This is a genomic window from Martinezella lusitana (genome assembly GCF_010668395.1).
In the GTDB taxonomy this organism is placed as follows: domain Bacteria; phylum Pseudomonadota; class Alphaproteobacteria; order Rhizobiales; family Rhizobiaceae; genus Rhizobium; species Rhizobium lusitanum_A.
Window position 1 is genome coordinate 624828 of the sequence record NZ_WUEY01000003.1, and the last position, 11815, is coordinate 636642.

General features: G+C 60.2%; 12 protein-coding genes. 3 read left to right on the forward strand and 9 right to left on the reverse strand.

The annotated features are described in order from the left end of the window. Positions 1-22: 22 nt before the first annotated feature. The 7 genes from rnc to rpoZ all read right to left on the reverse strand — a co-directional run bounded on the left by rnc (position 23) and on the right by rpoZ (position 5926). Positions 23-742: a ribonuclease III gene (rnc, locus tag GR212_RS09960; protein ID WP_163986298.1), complete on the reverse strand. Its 720-nt coding sequence runs from the start codon at positions 740-742 to the stop codon at positions 23-25. Beyond that, positions 739-1485, reverse strand: a complete 747-nt coding sequence (gene lepB, locus GR212_RS09965) for a signal peptidase I (RefSeq protein WP_163986299.1) — start codon at positions 1483-1485, stop codon at positions 739-741. The genes rnc and lepB overlap by 4 nt, the downstream gene beginning before the upstream one ends. Positions 1486-1600: 115 nt before the next feature. Beyond that, positions 1601-2005, reverse strand: a complete 405-nt coding sequence (gene acpS / locus GR212_RS09970) for a holo-ACP synthase (RefSeq protein ID WP_163986300.1) — start codon at positions 2003-2005, stop codon at positions 1601-1603. Between the two features lie 41 nt (positions 2006-2046). After that, positions 2047-2634: a DUF2062 domain-containing protein gene (locus GR212_RS09975; protein ID WP_163986301.1), complete on the reverse strand. Its 588-nt coding sequence runs from the start codon at positions 2632-2634 to the stop codon at positions 2047-2049. Between the two features lie 221 nt (positions 2635-2855). After that, a complete protein-coding gene (locus tag GR212_RS09980; RefSeq protein WP_163986302.1) occupies positions 2856-3005 on the reverse strand; it encodes a DUF3563 family protein in 150 nt (49 codons plus the stop codon). 193 nt (positions 3006-3198) lie between these two features. Then, entirely contained in the window at positions 3199-5427 is a 2229-nt protein-coding gene (locus GR212_RS09985) for a RelA/SpoT family protein (RefSeq protein WP_163986303.1), read from the reverse strand. A gap of 100 nt (positions 5428-5527) precedes the next feature. Next, positions 5528-5926 (reverse strand): DNA-directed RNA polymerase subunit omega, encoded by a 399-nt coding sequence (gene rpoZ, locus GR212_RS09990; protein ID WP_163986304.1) that lies wholly within the window; start codon positions 5924-5926, stop codon positions 5528-5530. A 312-nt stretch (positions 5927-6238) separates the two neighbouring features. Between rpoZ and GR212_RS09995 the strand changes: the two genes are divergently transcribed. Continuing rightward, a complete protein-coding gene (locus tag GR212_RS09995; RefSeq protein WP_163986305.1) occupies positions 6239-6826 on the forward strand; it encodes an NYN domain-containing protein in 588 nt (195 codons plus the stop codon). A gap of 40 nt (positions 6827-6866) precedes the next feature. On the opposite strand, the gene smpB is transcribed toward GR212_RS09995, so the two are convergent. Both smpB and dapA read right to left on the reverse strand, forming a co-directional pair. Beyond that, on the reverse strand, positions 6867-7346 hold the full coding sequence (gene smpB, locus GR212_RS10000; protein WP_163986306.1) for an SsrA-binding protein SmpB: 480 nt from the start codon (positions 7344-7346) through the stop codon (positions 6867-6869). A 134-nt stretch (positions 7347-7480) separates the two neighbouring features. Next, positions 7481-8365 (reverse strand): 4-hydroxy-tetrahydrodipicolinate synthase, encoded by an 885-nt coding sequence (gene dapA, locus GR212_RS10005; RefSeq protein WP_163986307.1) that lies wholly within the window; start codon positions 8363-8365, stop codon positions 7481-7483. Between the two features lie 217 nt (positions 8366-8582). Between dapA and GR212_RS10010 the strand changes: the two genes are divergently transcribed. Together GR212_RS10010 and GR212_RS10015 are read left to right on the forward strand one after the other, a co-directional pair. Next, positions 8583-10634 carry a lytic transglycosylase domain-containing protein gene (locus GR212_RS10010; RefSeq protein ID WP_163986308.1) on the forward strand — a complete coding sequence of 684 codons (2052 nt, stop codon included), beginning with the start codon at positions 8583-8585 and terminating at the stop codon, positions 10632-10634. 123 nt (positions 10635-10757) lie between these two features. Continuing rightward, a complete protein-coding gene (locus GR212_RS10015) occupies positions 10758-11651 on the forward strand; it encodes an alpha/beta fold hydrolase (protein WP_163986309.1) in 894 nt (297 codons plus the stop codon). Positions 11652-11815: the final 164 nt, after the last annotated feature.

An 11815-nucleotide genomic window follows, 5' to 3' on the forward strand; every position in this document is an offset into this window, starting at 1 on the left:
CTTTTCCGTCGTTTCCAGGCAGTTATTTCTCAGTCGACTGAGACTGCCATACACCTTCGCGCTCCAAAATCCGCGTCGCAGCCACCTGTTCGGCCGCACGCTTGGAGCGCTCAATTCCTGTCTCGGGCGCCGTGCCCGCAACTTCCACCGTCACCGTAAAACGGGGATCATGATCCGGTCCGCTGCGATCATCAACCCTGTAGACGGGAGTGACGCCAAATTTCGCATGTGCCCATTCCTGCAACTCCGTCTTGGCGTCGCGTCTTGCACCGTCCGGCCGCACGGCGCGGCGTTCCCAATAGCGCAGGATGAATTGCCTGGCGATTTCGAGCCCGCCGTCCAGATAGAGCGCGGCAATCAGGCTTTCGACGACATCGGCGCGCACGTTGAGCATACGCTTGCCGGTCAGCTTTTTCACATCGGCGCCGGTGCGGATATAGAGGTGCAATTGCATCTCGTCGGCGACTTCGGCACAGGTTTCGGCGCTGACCAGCTGGTTGAGGCGCACCGAAAGCTCGCCTTCCGTCGCCGTGCCGAAGGTCTTGAACAGCAGCTCGGCAATGCAAAGGCCGAGAACCCTGTCGCCGAGAAATTCAAGCCGCTCGTAATTTCCCGTTTTGTGGGTGCGGGCGCTGGCATGTGTCAGCGCCCAATCGAGACGCTCTCTCTCGATGAATTCGTAGCCTATCGCAGCCTCAAGCCTGGCACGATCCGCCTGCGAGAGCGTCTGCACCTTCGTCATTCGACAACCTTGAAGATGCGGTCCCAACGCATGTTGGTCGGCCATTTCCAGATTTCACGGAACGACGTGTCGTGACCCAGCGAGAAGAAGATGACGCTGGCGCGGCCGATGAGGTTTTCGGCGGGCACATAGCCGACGTCGAAACGGCTGTCATCGGAGTTGTCGCGATTATCGCCCATCATGAAGTAGTGATCGGCCGGTACGACGTATTCCTGGGTGTTGTCGCCACGGGAATTCGGCGAAAGGTCCAGCGTGTCAAAGATCTTGCCCGTATCCGGCAGACGCTCGCTGTAGACCGGAATATTGTCGCCCGGCTCCTGGCTGTAATCCGACGAGAACGTACCATGCGGCTCGCGCGGAACGGCCTGGCCATTGATGTAGAGAATGTCGTTCTTGACCTGAATCCGGTCGCCCGGCAGACCGATCACGCGCTTGATGTAGTCGACATCCGGATTCGGCGGGAAACGGAATACCACGACATCGCCGCGCTTCGGCTCGCTGCCGAAGATGCGGCCGTTGAACAGATCCGGCGAAAACGGCAGCGAATACTTCGAATAGCCGTAGGCGAACTTGTTGACGAAGATGTAGTCGCCGACGAGAAGCGTCGGCATCATCGAGCCGGACGGAATGGTGAATGGCTGAAAGAGAACCGTGCGGATGATCATGGCCAGGACGAGCGCCTGAACGATGACCTTGATGTTCTCCCACAGGGCGTTCTGCTGTTTTACGGCTTTCTCGGACACGCAGTCTTATTCCTTTTTCGCACCCCACCGGCGCAACTTTCATTCAGGCACTCTCTACTCGCTTCACATCATTGCGGCAATGGCGCGGATGCCAAAAGCGACACATGGCTGTGATTCAGCCGTCTATCGGTAGTGCCTCGATGATCACAAAAGCCTGAGCAAGAGGAAAATCATCCGTTATCGTCAAATGAATGGCAGCACGGTGATTTGCCGGCAGCATGGAAGCCAATCTTTCGGCGGCGCCACCGGTCAGCTGCATCGTCGGCTTGCCGCTTCGCAAATTGACGACACCCATGTCGCGCCAGAAGACGCCTTGCGCCAGACCGGTGCCCAACGCCTTGGAGCAAGCTTCCTTTGCGGCGAAGCGCTTTGCGTAGGACGCCGCCTTGTTCTTGCGTCCTTCGGACTTGGCGCGCTCGATGTCGGTAAAGCAGCGCTCGGTGAACCGGGCGCCGAACCGTTCGATCGTCTTCTCCACCCGGCGGATATCGATGAGGTCACTGCCTATGCCGATGATCATGGAATGGCCCTCCTGATGGCCCGGACGGCGTCAAGGCCCCGTCAGACGCTGGATGCGTTTTCGGCAAGCGCCAGCCTTTCGCGGGCGCGTTCCATCAGGCGCTCCTTGCGGCGGGTCTTGAAGGTCTTCACGCCATAATAGGTGAGCGCGTAGACGATGACGCCGCTGACGATGGCGGGAGGAATGCCGCCGATCAGCATCGGCTTCAAGACCGGGTCCCAAATCTGCAGGAGATCGCCCTTGTGCCACAGCGCCGGCAGATCGATGCCGCCGCCCTGCCCGCCGCTGTCACGCGCGAGGATCAGATGGCCGATTTCCCAGGTGAACGCCCAGATGAAGGGATAGGTGATGGGATTGCCGGCCGCCAGGCAGCCGAGCGCGGAAGCAATGACATTGCCGCCGATCAGATAGGCGATTATGATCGCCATCACGAAATGCACGCCGATGAACGGCGTCCACGACACGACGATGCCCGCTGCGAAGCCTGCCGCAACGGAATGCGGCGAGGCGGCAAGGCGAACGAGGCGCTTGCCGAAATATTGGAACGAGCGAACGAAACCCTTGCGGGGCCAAAGGTGCTCCCGCAGTTTTTCGCTGAATGTCAGTGGTTTCCGGCGACGAAATAGCATGCGGCTTATCTAGTGCAATGGGGGCCGCCATGACAAGAGCAGCCAAACGTATCATGCACCTATTAGGAACCGAAAGTACGGCTCTTTTTTGGAACGTCGCCTGCTCAGGAGGCAGAAAACGAGGCGTTCTTTCATTTGCGGGAAGCAATCCCGCAGTATCGGGATGCTCCAAGGGCGCAACAACGGAGCGCCCCTCCTGGTCTTGCAAGTATCAGCTGCGATTAACGCTGGCGGAACAGACCGCGGTCGACCTGACGCTGACGATATTCAAGATCAAAACGGTCATGCGAGCCATTCAGATAAGCCATTTCGCGTTCTTCAACACTCGGAACACGCAAGACGCGGGCGATTTTCCTGATCGGGGTAAACATTGTCTTCTCTCATCTCTGTTTCGTTTCTTCGATAACCAGAAGATAGGCGCGACAAAGGGTAATTACCACCGCTCTAAAATACACACAGCCATGCGCTGAATGCATATCGATCCGAAAAGCCGCTCTATTCTGGTCATGAAATGATCACAAAATATGCAACCTGCCTCGGATCGATAGCGGCGCGAGCGACGGCTCACTCGTAGAGACGCTTCACGGTCGCGATGCAATCGAGTTCCTTGAGCTGCACCAGAAGCTGGTTGAGCTGACGCAGATCCCAGACTTCGACGTCGAGAGCCATTTCGGTGAAATCGGCAGCGACGCGAACGGTATTGAGCACGCGGATATTGACGTCGACATCCGCGACGCTCTGCGCCACCTTGGCCAGCGTGCCCGGCTCGTTCAATGCGTTGATGAGGATACGCGCCGCAAAACGGGATTTGTTGGCCTCGTCCAGATCCCAGCGCACATCGATCCAGCGCTCCGGCTCGTCATCGAACCGTTGCAGGACCGGCGACTGGATCGGATATATGGTGATGCCCTTGCCCTTTTCCATGATGCCGACGATACGGTCGCCCGGCACGGCGCCGGTCGGGGCGAAATGCACCTCGACATTGGAGGATATGCCACGGATCGGCGGAGCATCGATATCGCCTCCGTCAGAAACGTCGGCCTTGTTCTTGCCGGGGATCTTGAAGATCATGCCCGACGCGCTGCGGACGTTGAACCAGCCTTCGTCGCCGGCAGGTTTTACGGTCACGCGCTCGTCCTGATGATCGGGGTAGACGGCGCGCAGCACATCGAGCGACGACATCTCCCCCCGTCCGACCGCGGCGATGGCGTCTTCCACGTCCTTCTGGCCGAGGCGATGCAGCGCCGGCTTCAAGCCATCGCGCGAAAATACCTTGCCGGCGCGCTCGAAGGTGCGCTCCAGAATACGGTGTCCAAGGCCCGCATACTGCTTGCGGATGGCAAGCCGGGTGGCGCGGCGAATGGCGGCTCGCGCCTTGCCCGTCACGACGATCTCTTCCCACGCGGCAGGCGGCACCTGCACGCCCGAGCGGATGATCTCGACCTCATCGCCATTGTTCAGCCGGGTTACCAGCGGCATGATGCGGCCGTTGATCTTGGCGCCCACGGTCGTATCGCCGATGTTGGTGTGAACGGCATAGGCAAAGTCGATCGGCGTCGCGCCGCGCGGCAGGGCGATCAGCTTGCCCTTGGGCGTGAAGCAGAAGACCTGATCCTGGAAGAGCTCGAGCTTGGTATGCTCGAGGAATTCTTCCGGGCTGTCGCCTTCGGCCAGCGCCTCGATGGTGTGGCGCAGCCATGAATAGGCATTGCTTTCCCGCGACAGCAACTCGCCGTCACCATTGCCATTGGCATTCATGCCGTCCTTGTAGAGCGTGTGGGCGGCGATGCCGAACTCGGCGATCTCATGCATGCGCTTCGTGCGGATCTGCAGCTCGATGCGCTGACTGGAAGGACCGACGATCGTCGTGTGCAGGGAGCGATAGTCGTTCTGCTTCGGCGTCGAGATATAGTCCTTGAAGCGACCGGGGACCACGCGCCAACGCGTGTGCACGATGCCGAGCGCCCGATAGCAGGACGGGATGTCGTCGACGAGAAGGCGGAAGCCGTAGATATCGGAGAGCTGCTCGAAAGACAGCGATTTCGACTGCATCTTGCGGAAGACCGAATAGGGCTTCTTCAACCGGCCCTTGACCATGGCATTGGCAAGGCCGTTGGCAACAAGCAGATCGCGCAGTTCGGTCTCGATCTTCTTGACAAGGCCCTCGTTGCGTCGGGACAGCTCTTCCAAACGCTTGGTAACGGTGTCGTGCGCCTCGGGATTGATGTGCCGGAAGGAAAGCTCCTCCAGCTCCTCGCGCATGTCCTGCATGCCCATGCGGCCGGCAAGCGGCGCATAGATTTCCATCGTCTCCTCGGAAATGCGGGCGCGCTTTTCCGGCGACATGTGATCGAGCGTACGCATGTTGTGCAGGCGATCGGCGAGCTTGACCAGAAGCACGCGGACGTCATCGGAAATGGCCAGCAGCAGCTTGCGAAGGTTTTCCGCCTGCTTCGCCTTCTTGGTGACGAGATCGAGCTTCTTGATCTTCGTCAGGCCTTCGACCAGGCGGCCGATATCCTCGCCGAAGAGCTCATCGATTTCGGCGCGCGTGGCCGTCGTGTCCTCGATCGTATCGTGGAGGAGAGCGACCGCGATGGTCGATTCATCCAGACGCATATCCGTCAGGATGGCAGCAACTTCGAGAGGATGGGAAATATAGGGATCGCCGCTGGCACGTTTCTGCTGGCCATGCTTCTGCATCGCATAGACATAGGCCTTGTTGAGCAGAGCTTCGTTGGCATCGGGCTTGTATTTCTGCACGCGCTCAACAAGCTCGTATTGCCGCATCATTCCAGAGCTACTCCAGCAAAAACAAAAGCGCGCCAGTCATCCGACCGGCGCACGTATTCTGTCATCATATCGCTCCTGCCCGGAGCATCAAGGCCAACGATCAGTAATCGTCGCTTTTTTCCGGCGGAACCAGGCCTTCGATACCGGCCAGAAGCTCCTCTTCCGACATCTGGTCGAAAGTAACGGTTTCCGGCAGATCCTCTTCCTCTTCGCTGGAAGCGGAAGCGCCGGCGGCCAGGAGGCTTGCCGGATCCGGCTCGGGCTCATCCACTTCGACATGCTTCTGCAGCGAATGGATCAGATCTTCCTTAAGGTCGTCGGGCGACAGCGTCTCGTCGGCAATTTCGCGCAACGCAACAACCGGGTTCTTGTCGTTGTCGCGATCGATGGTGATCGAGGAGCCCTGAGAGATCAGGCGGGCGCGATGGCTGGCGAGCAACACGAGCTCGAACCGGTTCTCTACTTTATCAATGCAATCTTCTACTGTGACACGGGCCATTGCCTGTCCTTTGCGGTCGTGATGTCGTCGTCATGTCTCGGAGTAGCACGCCGATACAAGCAAACGATGGCAAATTCAAGTTTTTCCTGTTTGAGCGCCTTCGCACCCCGTCTTAGAAGTGTTAAAATTACCCTAGACAAACGGCCGTTTCTACCTGAGATTGCTTGGAATATCCCATTTCGTGCCCTAAATCTTGATTATATGAATAATTCATAAAGTAATACGAATTATTCTGCGGTACCACGCAACGCATTGTTTTATCTGAACTTTGAATGAAATGAATATGTTTTTATAACAGTGGATATGTAAGCGATGTTTGACCCACGCGAGAAAATTGCACTCTTTATAGACGGCGCCAATCTCTACGCTGCATCCAAGAGCCTCGGTTTCGATATCGACTATCGCAAGCTCCTGAAAGCGTTTCAGAAGCGTGGATATCTCCTGCGCGCCTATTACTATACGGCGCTGATAGAGGATCAGGAATATTCCTCGATCCGCCCGTTGATCGACTGGCTCGACTACAACGGCTACAAGGTCGTTACGAAGCCGGCCAAGGAATTCACGGACTCCATGGGGCGCCGCAAGATCAAGGGCAACATGGATATAGAGCTGGCGATCGACGCCATGGAGCAATCCGAAACGGTCGATCATCTGGTGATCTTTTCCGGTGACGGCGACTTCACGACGCTCGTGGAGGCCCTTCAGCGCCGCGGACGCAAGGTTTCGGTCATCTCGACCATGGCGACCCAGCCGCCGATGATCGCCGACGACCTGCGCCGTCAGGCCGACCACTTCATCGATCTCGTATCGCTGAAGGCGGAAATCGGCCGCGACGCCTCGGAGCGCCCTGCCCGCGTCGTCGAGACGAGCCATACCGCAGCCGATTCCGACGAGCACTGAGGCCGTTCACAAGCAAGTGCGATGAGATATCGCCGTTGCGCTAGCCATTGTCCTTGAGCAGGCGGCTTTTCTGCCGATTCCAATCGCGCTCCTTCTCGGATTCGCGCTTGTCATGCAGCTTCTTGCCCTTGGCCAGAGCCAATTCCAGCTTCGCGCGGCCGTTGTCGTTGAAATAGATCTTCAACGGCACCAGAGTCATGCCCTCGCGATTGATCGCCGAACGCAGCCGGCCGATTTCGCGGCTGGAGAGCAAAAGCTTGCGACGGCGGCGCGGCTCATGATTGAAGCGGTTGGCCTGCAGATATTCCGGCAGGTAGGAGTTGATCAGCCAGATCTCGCCATCCTCGTCCGAAGCGTAGGATTCAGCGATGTTGGCCTTGCCTTCGCGCAGCGACTTGACCTCCGTGCCTTTCAGCACGAGTCCCGCTTCATAGGTATCGATGATCTCGTAGTTGAAGCGTGCCTTGCGGTTCTCCGCCACGATCTTGTTCACCACACGCTGGCTGCCTTTGGGTGCCATGATTCTTCTTCTTTTCTTGCATCATTCCGGCGGCAACCAAGAGCCCGCCAAGTTCCTGCCCTCTAAATAGGCGAGACCGCCCTCCTTGTGAAGAGAGCGGTCGGCAGAGTTTCAGCAACAGGCGCGCAATGCCGTCAGTTCAGGAGGCCCGCATGCCGCATGGCCGCGTCGATCGCAGCCTCCGTGCCCGGCTCCAGCGTCGACAACAGCGGCGAGCGCACATTGCGGCTCATGCGGCCAAGGCGGGAAAGGCCGTACTTGGCGCCGCAAAGACCAGGCTCCAGGAAGATCGCCTTGTGCAGCGGCATCAGGCGGTCCTGATATTCCAGAGCCTTGGCATAGTCGCCTGCAAGCGTGGCAGCCTGGAATTCGGCAGAAAGGCGCGGCGCGATATTGGCCGTGACCGAGATACAGCCGACGCCGCCGTGGGCGTTGAAGCCGAGCGCCGTCGCATCCTCGCCGGAAAGCTGGCGGAAATCGCTCCCACAGGTAATGCGCTGCTCGGAGACGCGTTCAATCCTGCCGGTCGCATCCTTCACGCCGACGATATTGGCGTAGGCCTTGGCGAGCGCACCCATCGTCTCCGGCGTCATGTCGACCACCGAACGGCCCGGAATGTTGTAGATGTAGATCGGCAGCTTCACGGCTTCCGCGACGGCGGCGAAATGGGCGAAGAGGCCCTTCTGCGTCGGCTTGTTGTAGTAGGGCGTGACGACCAGAACCGCATTGGCGCCGACCTTTTCGGCGTGCTGCGCCAGCTCGATCGCCTCGCGCGTATTGTTCGAACCCGCTCCCGCCATGACAGGTACGCGCTTGTTGGCGATCTCGATACAGAGTTCGACGACGCGCTTGTGCTCGTCATGCGACAGGGTCGGAGATTCACCCGTCGTTCCCACGGGTACCAAGCCGCTGCTACCCTCTTTTATCTGCCAATCGACATGCGAGGCGAAGGACGCCTCATCCACCTTGCCGGCGTCAGTAAAGGGTGTAACGAGTGCGGGAATGGATCCCTGGAACATGCAAGTCTCCTAGCGGCGCGGCATTCATGCTTCAGCCGCAATCCATGGTTATGAATCCGCGCACCATAAAGCGCCGGCTTGACGGCGACAAGCACGCTTTGAATGGTAGAGGGCAGTTTCCGATATCATAATTGATTGAAAATCGAACCGCCGGTAAGGTTTCGTTAATATAGCATTTGGCAAATGGGAAGGGCCTGATTGTTTTGTGAGTAGCCGGATGAAGAGACCTGTCATGATCTGGACCGCTGTGGGCTTGGCGGTCGCGTGGGGTGCTGTCGCCTCGCAGCTTCCCGGCCAACTGACATCCACGCGCGCCAGCGCCGACGTCGCCATGGCGACCGACCCGATGAGCACGGCTGCAATTCCGCGCAGCGGAGCCATCGCCCCCGTCAGCGGCGACCTGAAGGCCGGGCTTGACGCGCTTTCCAACAAGAACCCGATGCAGGCGCTCGCCATCCGTAACGGCATGGGCCAAGGCACGCTCGACCGCCATATTCTGACCTGGGCGATCGCCACCTCGGGCCAGCCGGGCATTCCCTCCGGCGAGATTGCCGCCGCCGCCCGGGAACTCGTGGGATGGCCGGGGCTCGGCAGCCTGCGCGCCAATTCCGAGCGGGCGCTCTACAACGAAAATCCGGCGACCGATCAGGTTCTAGCCGCATTCGGCAACACGCAGCCGGAGACCGTGGAGGGCGCCGTCATCCTCTCCCGCGCCCTCATGGCGCGAGGCTCGTCGGCACAGGCCGGAAAGCTGATCCGCAAGATCTGGCGCAGCGAACCGCTGGACAAGCCGCTCGAAGACAAGATTCTCGCCGAATTCCCGAACCTGCTTTCGCCCGCCGACCACAAGGCGCGCATGGACTTCCTGCTCTACCGCGACCGGACCGTGCAGGCCAAGCGCTTCGGCGATCTCGGGAAGGCGCAATCGCTCTACAAGGCATGGGCGGCGGTCAACGACCGCTCCCCGAAGGCGGATGCGCTGATATCAGCCGTCGGCGGACAATGGCGCAAGGACCCCGCCTATCTCTTCATGCAGATCGAAAACCTGCGCCGGCAGAACAGGTATGACGATGCGGCCAATCTTCTGGCGCAAATGCCGCGCGACCGCAGCGTGCTCGTCAGCCCCGGTCAATGGTGGAACGAGCAGCGCATCGTCAGCCGTGGCCTGGTGGACCAGGGTGAATTCAAGGCTGCTTATCGCGTTGTCGATGCCAGCGTCGCGGAAAGCCCGCAGGATGTCGGCGAGGCCGAATTCCATGCCGGGTGGTACGCGTTGCGCGGTCTGCAGGACGGTGCGAACGCGGCAACCCATTTCCGCAGGATCCTGCAGGTATCGAACGGGCCGATCTCGCAATCGCGCGGCTGGTACTGGCTCGGCCGCGCCGCCGAGGCTGGCGGTCCGGGCAAGGCTGCCGATTTCTATGCCAAGGCCGCTTCCTACCCAAGCACGTTTTACGGCCAGCTCGCCGCCGAGAAGCTCGGCCGCACTACGCTAAACGTCACCTACCCCTCTCCCTCGGCCGACGACCGCCAGCGCTTCCAGGGGCGCGAAGCGGTGCAGGCAATCTCGCGGCTCGAAGCCGCGGGGCATGGCTGGCGTGCCGATGCGCTCTATCGCGCGCTGGCAAAGCAGCTGGAAAGCCCCGGCGAGGTCGCCATGCTGGCCGCTCGCGCCGAGCGCTCCGGCAACCATCAGCTCTCGCTGCAGATCGGCAAGATCGCCTACGGGCGTGGCGTCGATGTCGCGGCACTCGCATTCCCGATCGGCGTCATTCCGGACAATGCCAATATCTCCGGCTCCGGCAAGGCCCTTGCCTACGCCATCGCGCGCCAGGAAAGCGCCTTCAATCCGGCGGCCGTGTCTTCCGCCAACGCGCGCGGCCTGCTGCAACTGCTGCCGAAGACGGCAAAGGCGGTTGCCGGCCGGCACGGCATGGCCTATTCCGCCGACAGGCTGACACAGGACGCCGGCTACAACGCCACGCTCGGCGCCCACTATCTCGGCGAGCAGATCGACACGTTCGGCGGTTCCTATATCCTCACCTTCATCGCCTACAATGCCGGGCCGAACAAGGTGCCGGAATGGATCGGCCGCTATGGCGACCCGCGCGGCAAATCGCTCGACGACGTCATCGACTGGATCGAGCGCATCCCCTTCCCCGAAACCCGCAACTATGTGCAGCGGGTCATGGAAAACTATCAGGTCTATAAGGCCCGGCTGGGCCAGAAGACCGACATCGTCCACGATCTGGTGAACGGGCGCGGCTAAGCGCGTCGTTGTCGTAAAGCCGCGATCCAGCTCGCGCGACATGCTTCGGACGAAACCGCAGTTGTACGGGCTGCGGAAATACCGTTACATCCCCGGTGATATCCGCAGCACGAGGGATGACGCATGCGCAGCGACGATGAAAGCGGTTTCCTGGTCAGGACGATACCGGCCGAGGACGGCTTGAAGCTCCATGTCCGGGATTATGCCGGCAACGAGGCCATCACAGGAACCCGGCCACCCGTCTTCTGCCTCCCGGGGCTGACGCGAAATTCGCGGGACTTTCATCAGCTGGCGATGCTTCTGTCGCAGGATCCCGCAGCCCCGCGCCGGGTGATCACACTCGACGCTCGCGGGCGCGGAGCATCCGAATGGGATGCGGATAAATCCCGCTACAATCTTGTCGTCGAAGCGCAGGACGTCCTGACCGTCTGCGCTGCGCTTGGCATTCGGCAAGCCATATTCATCGGCACCTCGCGCGGCGGGCTGGTTCTGCACATACTTGCCGCCAGCCGCCCCGACATCCTGAAAGCAGTCGTTCTCAACGACATCGGCCCTGTTCTGGAAAGGGTCGGGCTGGCCGATATTCGCGATTATCTCAACCGTGGCAGAAAACCCGACAACTGGGACGAGGCGGTCGAGATCCTGCGGGAGAATCATGGCGCCGCCTTTACCTCCCTCGGCGACGACGACTGGCAGGACATGGCGCGGGCAATCTATGCCTTTCGCGGCGGCAAACCCGTTGCCGATTACGACCCTGCCATCGCCGCCCAGATGCAGGCGCTGGACCTGGATGCGCCGATTCCCGATCTTTGGCCGCAGTTCCAAGGGTTCCAGGATATTCCGCTGATGGTGATTCGCGGCGAGCATTCGAAGCTGCTGATCGTAGCCACGGTCGATGAGATCGCGACGCGCCATCCGGGCACGGCCGTCAAGACCGCCATGGGGCAAGGGCACGCCCCCATTCTGCATCTCGGCGATATTCCGGACGCGATCAGGCACTTCATCTCAGGGCTTTGACGGCAAGTATCCGGCCGTTCGATGCTTGCCCGAAATGAAAAGGCCCGGTTGGGATACCGGGCCTTTCCTCTCCTGCTCGGAGGTCTGAGCGGGAGATGTGTCGAACTTGGTTCAGCTGCGCGGCTTAGAAGCTGCGCTGGAAGCGGAGGATACCGGCCCACTGG